The organism is Streptococcus oralis (assembly GCF_003943395.1).
GTDB classification, from domain to species: domain Bacteria; phylum Bacillota; class Bacilli; order Lactobacillales; family Streptococcaceae; genus Streptococcus; species Streptococcus oralis_BF.
The window spans coordinates 122,564-136,147 of record NZ_RJPJ01000001.1 but is presented as its reverse complement, the minus strand read 5'-3'; the positions used below and the strand labels follow the sequence as shown (position 1 = coordinate 136,147).

The following is a 13,584-nucleotide window of genomic DNA, read 5'->3' as shown; positions in this document are numbered from 1 at the left end:
TGAGAAGGATGAAAAATTAGATTTTTTTCTCAATTGGGGCTACGCTGGCTAGGAGTTTTTTCAGTCCTACCTCTGGGAAATTGATTTTTAGTTCCTGAGTAGCGCCACTACCTGAAACTTCAAGGACTGTACCTTCACCCCACTTCTTGTGGAGAGCAATGTCCCCAATAGACCAGTTTGTATTGCTTGAATCTTTTTTATTTCCTGCTGCAAATTGTCCAAATGGAAGACCACTTGACTGGATAGAACTTGGTGCAGCATTGCGTTTCCGTTCTTGAAGAGCCTGAGCCAAACTCATTCCTTGACCGAAAGCAATCCCACCACTGCTATAAGATGCCTTGAAGCTGGTATTAGCTGGACGAGCCAAACCTTGATACTCAAGCAAGTCCGAACTAATTTCATTGATAAAACGGGTCGGACGATTGTAGTTGGTACGTCCAAAAAGCAAGCGTGAGTTGGCATTGGTCAGATAGAGAATCTTTTCTGCACGTGTGATACCGACATAGGCCAAACGGCGTTCTTCTTCTAGCTCATCAGGATCTTCAGCTGCGCGACTAAGCGGAAAGACATTTTCCTCCATCCCAATGATAAAGACAACTGGGAACTCGAGTCCCTTGGCAGCGTGCAAGGTCATCAGGGTCACTTCTGATGTCTCCTGACTGCCTGAATCTGTATCTGCAATCAAGGCAAGGTCATTCAAGAAACGACTGAGTTTATCTAAACCTGTTTCCTCTTCTTGACTATCAGGATTGTCGTCAAAGTTCTTGGTAACAGAAAGGAATTCCTCGATATTTTCAACCCGAGCCTTGCTTTCCAAGGTCGCTTGGGCATTGAGAATATCGATATAACCTGTTTTTTCTAAAACAGCCTCAACTAACTCTGTAATGGTTAACTGGTCCAGTTGCTCGCGCAAATCCAGAATCATATTTGCAAAATCCCAGATAGATTGGGCTGCTTTTCCTTTGATGCCAGATAGCATGATATTAGCTGAAGCATCCAGCATGGACATGTCTTGCATATTCGCAAAGTCGCGAATTTTCTCAACGGTTCCTGGGCCAATTCCACGTTTAGGCTCGTTGATAATACGCTCAAAACTGATATTGTCACTCAAATTAGCAATGAGGTTGATATAAGCGATAATATCGCGGATTTCCTTACGGCTGTAGAACTTAGTCCCACCGACCATAGTATAAGGAATGTTAGACTTGAGCAGGGCTTCCTCAATAGTACGAGACTGGGCGTTAGTCCGATAAAGAACTGCAAAATCCTTGTGGAGGAAGTTTTGAGTGCGACTAAGTTCATCGATGGTTTTGGCTACAAAAACAGCCTCATCCTGTTCGTCATTTGCACGATAGTAAATAATCTGCTCCCCACCGGCATTCTGAGTCCAGATATTCTTAGGACGACGGTTTTTATTGTTTTTGATGACGTCGTTGGCTGCTTGAAGAATGGTTTTAGTAGAACGATAATTTTCTTCTAACAAAACGACCTTGGCTTGAGGATAATCTTTCTCAAAATCCAAGATATTCTGCATATCAGCCCCACGCCAACCATAGATGGACTGATCCGCATCCCCAACCACGCAGATGTTTTTAAAGCGTGAAGCTAAGAGTTTGACCAGTTGGTACTGGGCATGGTTTGTATCTTGGTACTCATCAACGTGGATGTACTGGAACTTCTGCTGGTAGTAGGTCAAGACGTCAGGGGTCTGATCAAAGAGACGCAGGGTCAGCATAATCAAATCATCAAAGTCAACAGACTCAGACTGACGAAGCTCTTTTTGATAGGCTGTATAACACTGGGCTACGATTTGCGTGTACATGTCACCAGCTTGAGCAGCATAAGCCACATCATCAATCAGGTCATTCTTAGCATTGGAAATAGTCCCCAAAATAGTCCGTTCATTCCATTTTTTAGGATCCAAGTTTAATTGCTTGAGAATGCGCTTCATAAGTGTTCGCTGCTCACCAGGATCTACAATGGTGAAGTTCCGATTGTAGCCAATATGATCCGCATCACGACGCAAAATACGAACACACATGGAGTGAAAGGTCGCAATCAGACAGTCCTGAGTTGCTGGATTGAGCCCATAAGCACGCTCCTTCATCTCACGCGCAGCCTTGTTGGTAAAGGTAATGGCCAAGATATTCCAAGGATTGACCATCTTTTCATCAATCAAGTAGGCGATACGGTGGGTCAAAACTCGGGTCTTTCCAGAACCAGCCCCCGCCATGATCAACAAGGGACCTTCGGTCGTTTGCACCGCCTCAGCCTGACGGTCATTCATTCCATTCAATAATGCGTTCATTTTCTCTTCCTTACTCTTGAAGTCAATATTTCTATTATATCAGAAATTAGGGAAAATATCTTTACCTAGACTAGTTACGTCTAGAAAGCGACTTTCTCATCAACTGAAGACAACTCCTTTGATCTAGATAAAAAAATGAGCTTGGATAGTATTTCCAAACTCATTTGAAATCAATTGCAATATATTAGAACAAACCTAGGACGGTTCCATCGCTTTCAACATCCATGTTGAGAGCTGCTGGTCGTTTTGGAAGTCCTGGCATGGTCATAACATCACCAGTTAGGGCAACGATAAAGCCAGCCCCTAATTTTGGTACCAATTCACGAATGGTAATTTCAAAGTTTTCTGGTGCTCCAAGTGCATTTGGATTGTCAGAAAAACTGTACTGAGTTTTAGCCATACAGATTGGCAATTTGTCCCATCCATTCTGAACAATCTGAACGATTTGCGTTTGAGCTTTCTTCTCAAAGTTCACTTTGCTACCGCGATAGATTTCAGTGACAATCTTTTCAATCTTTTCTTGAACAGAAAGGTCATTGTCATAAAGACGAGTGTAGTTAGCAGGATTTTCTGAGATTGTCTTGACAAGTGTTTCGGCAAGCGCTACGCCACCTTCCGCACCATCAGCCCAGACACTAGCCAACTCAACTGGAACATCGATTGAGGCACAAAGTTCTTTCAAAGCTGCGATTTCTGCTTCTGTATCAGTGACAAATTCATTGATAGCCACAACTGCTGGAATACCAAACTTACGGATGTTCTCAACGTGGCGTTTCAAGTTAGCAAAACCTGCGCGAACAGCTTCCACATTTTCCTCCGTCAAAGCATCCTTAGCTACACCACCATTCATCTTAAGGGCACGAAGGGTTGCGACGATGACAACTGCATCTGGAGATGTTGGCAAGTTTGGCGTCTTGATATCAAGGAATTTTTCAGCGCCAAGATCCGCACCAAAACCAGCTTCCGTAACTGTATAGTCCGCCAAGCGAAGGGCTGTGCTTGTTGCCAAGACAGAGTTACACCCATGAGCAATATTGGCAAATGGACCACCGTGTACAAAGGCAGGTGTACCGTAAATTGTCTGAACCAAGTTCGGCTTAATAGCATCCTTCAAAATCAAAGCCAAGGCACCTTCAACTTGTAAATCACCTACAGAAACAGGCGTACGGTCATAGCGATAACCGATTACAATATTAGCCAAACGACGTTTCAAATCTTCAATATCAGTCGCCAAGCAAAGAATCGCCATAATTTCGGAAGCAACGGTAATGTCAAAACCATCCTCGCGTGGAATACCATTTAGAGGGCCACCAAGTCCAACGGTAACATGACGAAGGGCACGGTCGTTCAAGTCCACGACACGTTTCCAGAGAATGCGACGTTGGTCGATTCCCAGCTCATTCCCTTGGTGCAAGTGATTGTCAATCAAAGCAGAAAGGGCATTGTTGGCAGTTGTAATGGCATGCATATCCCCGGTAAAGTGGAGGTTAATGTCTTCCATTGGAAGAACTTGGGCATAACCACCACCAGCAGCACCACCTTTGATCCCCATTACTGGACCAAGAGACGGTTCGCGGATAGCAATCATCGTTTTCTTACCAATTTTATTCAAGGCGTCTGCAAGACCAATGGTAATGGTTGACTTCCCTTCACCTGCAGGCGTTGGGTTGATGGCAGTTACCAAAATCAATTTCCCAACTGGATTGCTCTCAACTGCACGAATTTTATCAAAGCTGAGCTTAGCCTTGTACTTTCCATACAATTCCAAATCATCGTAAAAAATACCCAGTTTCTCTAAAACATCCACGATTGGCTTTAACTCAATACTCTGTGCGATTTCAATATCTGTTTTCATTCAAAACTCCTCTAACCTCTAATGTGATAATTCATTATAACACAAAAAAAGATTTTTCACAGACAAAAAGCTTGCTAAAGTTTATAAACATCAAGTTTTAAGGCTGATTTTAGTCATCTTTTTTACTTTTTATAAGTTTTTATAGCCAAAAACTATAATCTTGCTGGAAAATTAGATAAAATAACAAACGCTTTCTTTGACTTGCATTTCTTTTTTTTGTACAATAATCCTATGAAAATTTTAGTTACGTCAGGCGGTACAAGTGAAGCAATCGATAGCGTCCGCTCTATCACTAACCATTCAACGGGTCGCTTGGGGAAAATCATCACTGAAATCTTACTTGCTGCAGGGCACGAGGTTTGTCTTATCACTACTCACAGAGCTCTGAAGCCAGATTTTCATCCCTATTTAACTATTCGGGAAATTAAAAATACCCATGACCTTCTATTAGAAATGAAAGAACGCGTTCAACATTATCAAGTTCTAATTCATTCAATGGCCGTGTCGGACTACACTCCTGTTTACATGACTGGTTTAGAGGAGGTTCAGGCTAGTTCTGATTTAGAAGAATTTTTAAGAAAAGAAAATAAAGAGGCTAAAATTTCATCGAATGATGAGGTTCAGGTTTTATTCTTGAAAAAAACACCAAAAATCATTTCCTTAGTTAAGGAATGGAACCCTGCTATTCATCTGATTGGTTTTAAACTGTTGGTCAATGTTAGCGAAGACCATCTTATAGAAGTTGCCCAAGCTAGTTTGATAAAAAACAAAGCAGACTTAATTATTGCCAACGATCTTAGACACATTTCAGAGAAGCAACACCTAGCCTATTTTGTTGAGCAAGATCATCTTCAAACAGCGCGAACCAAGGAAGAAATTGCAACCCTCCTCCTTGAAAAAATTCAAGCATACGATTCATAGAAAGGAAAGAAATGGCAAACATTCTGATCGCAGTGACAGGTTCCATCGCCTCCTATAAATCATCTGATCTCGTCAGTTCTTTAAAAAAACAAGGCCACGATGTCACTGTCTTAATGACTGAGGCGGCGAGAGAGTTTATCCAGCCTTTGACACTACAGGTGCTCTCACAGAATCCAGTCCACCTTGATGTCATGCAGGAACCCTATCCTGATCAAGTCAATCATATCGAACGCGGAAAGGAAGCCGATCTTTTTATCGTAGTCCCTGCTACAGCTAACACCATTGCCAAACTAGCACATGGTTTTGCGGATAACATGGTTACGAGTACAGCTCTTGCCTTACCAGACCACGTAAAAAAGTTAGTCGCACCAGCCATGAACACAAAAATGTATGACCATCCGGCAACTCAGGCTAATCTAAAAACATTAAAGACCTATGGTTATCAGATTATCTCTCCAAAGGAATCTCTACTAGCCTGTGGCGATCATGGCAAAGGCGCCTTAGCTGACCTGAATACTATTTTAGAAAGAATAAAGGAATCTCTCGATGAAAAAACGCTCTAATATTGCACCCATTGCAATCTTTTTTGCAACTATGCTCGTTATCCACTTTTTAAGTTCAATCCTGTTTAATCTTTTCCCATTTCCAATCAAACCAACCATCGTTCATATTCCGGTAATCATTGCTAGTATCATCTATGGTCCTCGAGTTGGAGTTACACTTGGTTTTCTTATGGGACTATTGAGCTTAACGGTAAACACGATTACCATCCTTCCAACCAGCTACCTATTTTCACCTTTTGTACCAAACGGAAACATCTATTCCGCAATGATCGCCATCCTACCTCGCATTTTGATTGGTCTGACTCCTTACCTAGTTTATAAATTATTGAAAAACAGAACGGGTCTCATCATTGCTGGTGCTCTCGGTTCACTTACAAATACAGTTTTTGTACTTGGGGGAATCTTCTTTCTTTTTGGAAATGTCTTCAATGGAAATATCCAAAAACTCCTAGCAACTGTTATCTCTACAAACTCAATTGCTGAACTCGTCATCTCTGCAGTTCTAACAGCAGCAATTGTCCCACGCCTACAAACCTTGAAGAAATAAGCATAACTCCACTTTCAGCCTTGAAGGTGGAGTTTTAGTTTTCACTAGTAAAGGCTCATCTTCTATTCATAAATGGTCATTTACCAAGGAGTCATTCGTTCAAAATTTTGAAAATATATGAAAATCCTTTGAATCTACCATCTATACTTTTGAAAATTTTCAATAAAATCAAAATATATTCTTGACATGTCTATCTATTTATTGTACTATACTTGTGTATATACAGTTAAATGGAGGTTCTTATGGATATACGGAAAAAAACGCAGTTTATGACCATGACTGCCCTACTCACAGCAATCGCGATTTTGATTCCAATCATTATGCCTTTTAAAATCGTCATCCCACCAGCTTCTTACACTTTAGGAAGCCATATCGCCATCTTTATCGCCATGTTCCTATCACCTTTGATGGCTGGTTTTGTGATCATCGCTTCTAGTCTCGGCTTCCTGATGGCAGGCTATCCCATGGTTATCGTCCTGCGCGCCTTTTCTCACATCGTTTTTGGTATTTTGGGAGCATTTTACTTGAAAAAATTCCCTGAAACCTTGGATAAACCAAAGGCATCTTGGATTTTTAACTTTGTTTTGGGTGTTGTTCACGCTATTGCTGAAGTACTGGCTTGTATCATCTTCTATGCTACTTCAGGGACAAACGTTGAAAATATGTTTTATGTTCTCTTCGTCCTAGTTGGTTTTGGCACAATTGTCCATAGTATGGTAGACTATACATTAGCACTAGCTGTCTATAAAGTGCTTCGAAAACGTCGCTAAAAGGAAAAGCTATGACAAAAGATCGCAAACAAGCTCTTCTCAAACTTTTAAAAGAGGCGCCAAAAGCTCTCAATGGTCAAACCTTGGCTGAACACTTTCATGTCACACGCCAAATCATCGTCCAAGACATTGCCATCTTGCGAGCCGATGGCGCTCCTATCTTGTCAACCAATCGTGGTTATATCTACAAAGAAAATGATGTCAACCCCTACGTCCACAAACTCTTTAAAGTGAAACATGAACTGGAAGAAATTGGTCAGGAACTTTTGGCTATAGTAGATAATGGCGGACGCGTTCAAAATATCTTAATTGATCATCCCGTTTATGGTGAAATTGAAACTCTGCTCAAACTCACCTGTCGCCGAGATGTCCAGCACTTTCTGGAACAAGTCGAGAATTCAGACTTTAGACCCCTTTCCGAGTTGACAGACGGTATCCATTACCACCTTGTTGAAGCCGAGACACAACAAGACCTCCACTATATCGAGGAGGCCTTGGATCAGTTAGGTTATTTAGTAAAAGACTAGAAAATTTCTTTCTCCCAGCCGTCCTCTGTACGGTGACGATAGAAAAACTCTGACTTGTCAGGTGATTCCATCATTTCCATCAAGGGTAACATATCATAGGCCAGATCCAAGTTTGGAATCTGGTCTTTTTGCACCCAAGAAACTTCTCCTTCATCTGAAGAGCGAAGGGTGCCAAAGAACTCTGTCGCCTTATAACAAAAGACGATGTAGCGTCCACCTTTATCTAATGGCCAATTTTTGATACCGACTAGTTGAGGATTCTGAATCGTCAGGCCAGTTTCTTCGTATATTTCTCGGATAACTGACTCTGCGAAAGCCTCGCCACTTTCTACATGACCTCCAGGAAAGGCATAACCAGACCAGCGATTCTCTTCAGGAGAGCGATACTGCATAACCACGTGCTGAGTTTCGAGGTCTTCAATCAGACAAATGTTTGTTAAAATCGTTAATTGGGAACGGGACATAAATTTACTCACTTTCTAATTTATTAAATTTTCAGACTTGGTACCAGAGTCATTAGCTTCTACTTTTTAAAATTATTTAGAATAGAATACCATCCGTTTTTCCTTTATAGGTTTTCCAAGGTCAAGCATCTTTTCTTGTCCATCAAAAGTGAAACCCATTTTTTGATAGAAAGCAATGGCACGCTTATTATCTTTCAATACCCATAAGAAAATTTCAGAAAAATGATCAAGAGCATTCAAAGCTGCTTTCACTAACTTTTGTGCGATACCTTTTCCATAATAGTCTTTTAAAATATATAAAGCAATAATTTCACCAGCTTGAATAGTCTCATCACGAAAGTTTCCATAACTGATAAAACCAACTACCTTCTTGCCATCTATCGCAATCAATGTATTTTCTGGATACCTTTGACTAAAGAATCGACATCTTTCTAATGTCATCGTCTCCTGAAATTCTGTAGGCAAAAGGTGGTCATAATCCTCTCTCCAAGTTTGCCAGTGAACGAGGGATTTACCTTCTATCTCTTCAGGAGTTTCCATTGATTTGATAATAACCGTCATTTATTCTCTCCTCCTTAATCCAACAGTCTAACTTCCTTTGCTACTTTTTGTAGAAATTTTTCTCTTGTTGAACTTGTATTCACTTCACGTCCTAACTCTCCTAAGATTGAAACCCTCTTTGTTTTTATGCCACAGTGATTCAGGACAGCATTCTTTAATACTGATATTCCATAACTGTCTGGAATGTTGATAGGACCTGAAAATACTTTGTACCACCATGTTGGTGCCATGGATGTTGCGTAAATACTAGCAGTTTTTCCTTTTAGTAACTTTTTAAACTGCTGACCTCTTAAGTAGTTCCAAATAAAACTTCCTTGATTATTGGCAGAGTATGCAATTCCTGGTGTAAAAACACGGTCAATCCAACCTTTCAATAGACTAGGCATACTACTCCACCAAATTGGATAAACAAAAATGAAATGATCTGCCCACTGGATTAATTCCTGAGAGCGAAGTATGAAAGAGTCCTCTTCCATGCGTTTTCGATAACCATAACGTAATACAGGATCAAAATCTATCTCATTTAAGTTAATCGCTTCAAGCTTATGGTGATTTGAGTCAATACTTTCTACAATCGTTTGAAAAATTTCTTGACAGAAACTTTCTTTGTCAGGATGTCCATTGATGACTAAAACTTTCATTCATTCTCTCCTACCTAATCCAACGCCTTGACTTCCAGTATCATATCTCGAATCTGAGCTGCTAGTTCAAAGTCAAGCACTTCGACGGCTTCTTGCATTTGTTTTTCTAGTTTCTTGACAAGTTCTTTGCGTTCTTGTTTGTTGAGGCTATTGATATCGACTACCTTGTCCTCTTCCTTAGCAACTGCCTTGGTTACAGCAATCAGGTCACGGATTTCTTTCTTAATTGTCTGAGGTACAATACCATGTTCTTCATTATAAGCCATCTGAATTTTCCGACGGCGGGCTGTTTCATCAATAGCGCGCTGCATGGACTGGGTCATGGTGTCCGCATACATGATAACATGCCCCTCGCTGTTGCGGGCTGCCCGGCCGATGGTCTGAATCAGGCCACGTTCGTTACGAAGGAAACCTTCCTTATCAGCATCTAGAATAGCAACCAAACTTACTTCAGGCACGTCAATCCCTTCACGGAGCAGGTTGATTCCGACCAAGACATCAAAAACACCCAAGCGTAGGTCACGGATAATCTCTGTCCGCTCCAAGGTCTTGATATCTGAGTGCATGTACTTGACTTTGATCCCCATTTCCTTGAAGTAGTCAGTCAAGTCTTCTGCCATTTTCTTGGTCAAGGTTGTGATAAAGGTTCGCTCATTTTTTTCAACACGGGCATTGATTTCACCTAAGAGGTCATCAATCTGTCCCATAGTCGGACGGACTTCCACCTCTGGGTCTAGAAGCCCTGTCGGACGAATAATTTGCTCGATCACTGTCTCGGTCTGTTCATTTTCATAATCGCCTGGTGTTGCTGAAACGTAAACAATCTGATGCACATGACTCTCAAACTCCTCCCGACGGAGAGGACGATTGTCTAAGGCAGACGGCAAACGGAAACCATAATTAACCAGCATTTCCTTACGCGACCGGTCTCCATTGTACATGCCCTTGATCTGCCCCATGGTCATGTGGCTTTCATCAATCATGATCAAGAAATCATCTGGGAAGAAGTCGAGAAGCGTATAAGGAGGCTCTCCTTCGCTACGACCATCCATGTGGCGAGAGTAGTTCTCAACCCCATTTGTATAACCCATCTCACGTAGCATCTCAATATCATACTCTGTCCGCTGTTTCAAACGCTGGGCTTCTAGCAGTTTACCTTCCTTCTCAAAGACAGCTAACTGCTCCTCCAACTCTGCTTGAATCTTGGCAATCGCAACTTCCATGTAATCGTCATTGGTCACAAAGTGAGTAGCTGGGAAAATAGCCAAATGATCTACTTCTCCCAATACCTGACCTGTCAAAGCCTCAACCTCACGGATACGGTCAATCTCATCCCCAAAAAACTCTACTCGAAAAGCGTGTTCATCTCGGGAAGCTGGGAAAATCTCCACCACATCCCCGCGAACGCGAAATCTTCCCCGTTGGAAATCAATATCATTGCGTTCAAACTGTATATCGACCAAGTCATTCAAGAGTTTATCACGAGAAATCTCAAGACCTGGACGAAGACTAACGACACTATCAGCGTATTCCTTTGGCGAACCCAAACCATAGATACAAGAGACAGAAGCCACAACGATGACATCGTTACGCTCCAGAAGGGCTGAAGTCGCTGAGTGACGGAGCTTGTCAATCTCGTCATTAACAGAGCTGTCCTTTTCAATATAGGTATCGCTAGAAGGCACATAGGCCTCGGGTTGATAATAATCATAATAAGACACAAAGTACTCAACTGCATTTTCAGGGAAAAATTCCTTAAATTCTCCATAGAGCTGACCAGCTAGGGTTTTGTTATGCGCAATGACCAAAGTTGGCTTATTGACTTTGGAAATGACCTGACTCATGGTATAGGTCTTCCCTGTACCCGTCGCCCCCATCAGAATCTGAGCCTTCTCTCCACCCTCGATATTATCAACCAACTGCTCGATTGCTTGTGGTTGATCTCCTGAAGGTTGGTATTTTGATACTAGTTTAAATTGATTGTCTGTAGTCCGATTGATCATAATTGCCTCGCATGCCTTTTATTTCTTCTATTTTACCATAAATTCCACTGGATTCTTTATCTCTTGATTTGACAAATCCACACTCTTATGTCACATCTTCTTACATAAAAATCGTTAAAATTTGCCTTCTGGCTTTTTTTCTGCTATAATTAAAAAATATTCAGAAAGGAGACTAAAAATGAAGAAAAAAATCCTAGCATGTTTGCTTATTTTATTTCCCATTTTCTCACTAGGAATAGCTAAAGCTGACACTGTTAAATCAAAGTATATTATTGCAAGTGATTCATCTTTTGCTCCCTTCGTATTTCAAAATTCAAACAACGAGTACACCGGTATTGATATGGACTTGATTAAAGCTATTGCCAAAGATCAAGGTTTTGAAATTGAGATTACCAACCCAGGATTTGATGCAGCGATCAGTGCTGTTCAAGCAGGACAAGCAGACGGTATCATCGCTGGTATGTCTGTGACGGACGCTCGTAAAGCCACATTTGATTTCTCTGATTCCTACTACACTGCTAATACGATTCTCGGTGTGAAAGAATCAAGCACCATCGCTTCTTATGAAGATCTCAAGGATAAGACAGTTGGTGTAAAAAACGGAACTGCTTCTCAAACGTTCCTTACTGAAAACCAAAGCAAATACGGCTACAAGATTAAAACTTTTTCAGATGGCTCATCTATGTATGACAGTCTCAACACTGGAGCTATCGATGCCGTGATGGATGATGAACCTGTTCTCAAATATTCTATCAGTCAAGGGCAAAAATTGAAAACGCCAATCGCTGGAACTCCAATCGGTGAAACAGCCTTTGCCGTTAAGAAAGGCAGCAATCCTGAATTGATCCAGATGTTTAATAAGGGACTTGCCAACCTCAAAGCTAATGGAGAATTCCAAAAAATTCTCGACAAGTATCTAGCTAGTGGAGCAACAACTGCTTCTACAAGTACAGTTGACGAAACTACTATCTGGGGCTTGCTCCAAAACAACTACAAACAACTCCTTAGCGGGCTTGGAATCACTCTCGCTTTAGCCCTTATCTCGTTTGCGATTGCGATCGTGATTGGGATTATCTTTGGTATGTTCAGCGTTAGTCCATACAAATCACTCAGAGTCATTTCAGAGATTTTTGTGGATGTCATTCGTGGCATTCCTTTGATGATTCTTGCCGCTTTCATCTTCTGGGGGATTCCAAACTTCATCGAATCTATGACAGGTCAGCAAAGTCCANTCAACGACTTTGTAGCTGGTACCATTGCCCTTTCGCTAAATTCAGCTGCTTATATTGCTGAAATCGTTCGAGGTGGTATCCAAGCCGTACCAGTTGGTCAAATGGAGGCCAGCCGAAGTCTTGGTATATCTTATGGAAAAACCATGCGTAAGATTATCTTGCCACAAGCGACTAAATTGATGTTGCCAAACTTCGTCAACCAATTCGTTATCGCTCTTAAAGATACAACTATCGTATCAGCCATCGGTCTGGTAGAACTCTTCCAAACTGGTAAGATTATCATTGCCCGTAACTACCAAAGTTTCAAGATGTATGCAATCCTTACTATCTTCTATCTTGTAATTATCACGCTTTTGACTAGACTAGCGAAACGCTTAGAAAAGAGGATTCGTTAATGGCAAAACTAAAAATTGATGTAAATGATTTGCATAAGTATTATGGAAAAAATGAGGTTTTAAAAGGGATTACTACTAAATTCTATGAAGGAGATGTTGTCTGTATCATCGGCCCTTCTGGTTCTGGTAAATCCACATTTCTCCGTAGCCTTAACCTTCTCGAGGAGGTAACGAGTGGCCACATCACTGTGAATGGTTATGATTTGACTGAAAAATCAACCAATGTCGACCATGTTCGTGAAAACGTAGGAATGGTCTTCCAACACTTCAATCTCTTTCCTCATATGTCTGTCCTAGAGAATATCACTTTTGCACCTATTGAACACAAACGGATGACCAAAGAAGAAGCTGAAAAATTGGGTATGGAGTTGCTTGAAAAGGTTGGACTAGCAGATAAAGCGAATGCCAATCCAGATAGCCTTTCAGGTGGTCAGAAACAGCGTGTAGCTATTGCTCGTGGACTTGCCATGAATCCTGATATCANGCTCTTTGATGAGCCANCTTCCGCTCTTGACCCTGAAATGGTTGGAGATGTACTGAATGTTATGAAGGAATTGGCAGAACAAGGCATGACCATGATTATCGTAACCCACGAGATGGGATTTGCTCGTCAGGTGGCCAACCGTGTTATCTTTACGACTGATGGTGAATTCCTGGAAGATGGAACTCCAGATCAAATCTTCGATAACCCGCAACACCCTCGTCTAAAAGAGTTCTTGGACAAGGTCTTAAATGTATAAAACGAAACTGTAAGGAAATCCTTACAGTTTTTTAATTGCGTATTGGATTTTTTGATT

The 13,584-nt window shown here is 41.3% G+C and carries 13 protein-coding genes; 7 read left to right on the top strand and 6 right to left on the bottom strand.

Going from position 1 to position 13,584, the window contains the following annotated elements:
* Positions 1–16: 16 nt before the first annotated feature.
* Positions 17–2,308 (bottom strand): DNA helicase PcrA, encoded by a 2,292-nt coding sequence (gene pcrA / locus D8802_RS00695; RefSeq protein WP_125394404.1) that lies wholly within the window; start codon positions 2,306–2,308, stop codon positions 17–19.
* A gap of 184 nt (positions 2,309–2,492) precedes the next feature.
* A complete protein-coding gene (locus D8802_RS00690) occupies positions 2,493–4,163 on the bottom strand; it encodes a formate--tetrahydrofolate ligase (protein WP_125394403.1) in 1,671 nt (556 codons plus the stop codon).
* Between the two features lie 231 nt (positions 4,164–4,394).
* On the opposite strand from D8802_RS00690, the gene coaB reads away from it, so the two are divergent.
* From coaB to D8802_RS00665, 5 genes are all read left to right on the top strand, one after another.
* Positions 4,395–5,084: a phosphopantothenate--cysteine ligase gene (gene coaB / locus D8802_RS00685; RefSeq protein WP_125394402.1), complete on the top strand. Its 690-nt coding sequence runs from the start codon at positions 4,395–4,397 to the stop codon at positions 5,082–5,084.
* 11 nt (positions 5,085–5,095) lie between these two features.
* Positions 5,096–5,647, top strand: a complete 552-nt coding sequence (gene coaC / locus D8802_RS00680; RefSeq protein ID WP_125394401.1) for a phosphopantothenoylcysteine decarboxylase — start codon at positions 5,096–5,098, stop codon at positions 5,645–5,647.
* Positions 5,631–6,194: an ECF transporter S component gene (locus D8802_RS00675; protein WP_125394400.1), complete on the top strand. Its 564-nt coding sequence runs from the start codon at positions 5,631–5,633 to the stop codon at positions 6,192–6,194. The genes coaC and D8802_RS00675 overlap by 17 nt, the downstream gene beginning before the upstream one ends.
* A 242-nt stretch (positions 6,195–6,436) precedes the next feature.
* A complete protein-coding gene (locus D8802_RS00670; RefSeq protein WP_125394399.1) occupies positions 6,437–6,964 on the top strand; it encodes an ECF transporter S component in 528 nt (175 codons plus the stop codon).
* Between the two features lie 11 nt (positions 6,965–6,975).
* Entirely contained in the window at positions 6,976–7,491 is a 516-nt protein-coding gene (locus D8802_RS00665; protein WP_125394398.1) for a transcription repressor NadR, read from the top strand.
* Here D8802_RS00665 and D8802_RS00660 read toward each other — a convergent pair.
* From D8802_RS00660 to uvrB, 4 genes are all read right to left on the bottom strand, one after another.
* On the bottom strand, positions 7,488–7,955 hold the full coding sequence (locus tag D8802_RS00660) for an 8-oxo-dGTP diphosphatase (RefSeq protein ID WP_125394397.1): 468 nt from the start codon (positions 7,953–7,955) through the stop codon (positions 7,488–7,490). The genes D8802_RS00665 and D8802_RS00660 overlap by 4 nt on opposite strands.
* A gap of 72 nt (positions 7,956–8,027) precedes the next feature.
* On the bottom strand, positions 8,028–8,516 hold the full coding sequence (locus tag D8802_RS00655; RefSeq protein ID WP_125394396.1) for a GNAT family N-acetyltransferase: 489 nt from the start codon (positions 8,514–8,516) through the stop codon (positions 8,028–8,030).
* Between the two features lie 14 nt (positions 8,517–8,530).
* Positions 8,531–9,157 carry an NAD(P)H-dependent oxidoreductase gene (locus tag D8802_RS00650; protein ID WP_125394395.1) on the bottom strand — a complete coding sequence of 209 codons (627 nt, stop codon included), beginning with the start codon at positions 9,155–9,157 and terminating at the stop codon, positions 8,531–8,533.
* A gap of 14 nt (positions 9,158–9,171) precedes the next feature.
* Complete coding sequence (gene uvrB / locus D8802_RS00645) at positions 9,172–11,160, bottom strand: excinuclease ABC subunit UvrB (RefSeq protein WP_125394394.1); 1,989 nt, start codon at positions 11,158–11,160, stop codon at positions 9,172–9,174.
* A gap of 178 nt (positions 11,161–11,338) precedes the next feature.
* Here uvrB and D8802_RS00640 point away from each other — a divergent pair, with 178 nt between their 5' ends.
* Complete coding sequence (locus D8802_RS00640) at positions 11,339–12,787, top strand: amino acid ABC transporter substrate-binding protein/permease (protein ID WP_125394393.1); 1,449 nt, start codon at positions 11,339–11,341, stop codon at positions 12,785–12,787.
* Positions 12,787–13,527 carry an amino acid ABC transporter ATP-binding protein gene (locus D8802_RS00635; protein WP_125394392.1) on the top strand — a complete coding sequence of 247 codons (741 nt, stop codon included), beginning with the start codon at positions 12,787–12,789 and terminating at the stop codon, positions 13,525–13,527. The genes D8802_RS00640 and D8802_RS00635 overlap by 1 nt, the downstream gene beginning before the upstream one ends.
* Positions 13,528–13,584: the final 57 nt, after the last annotated feature.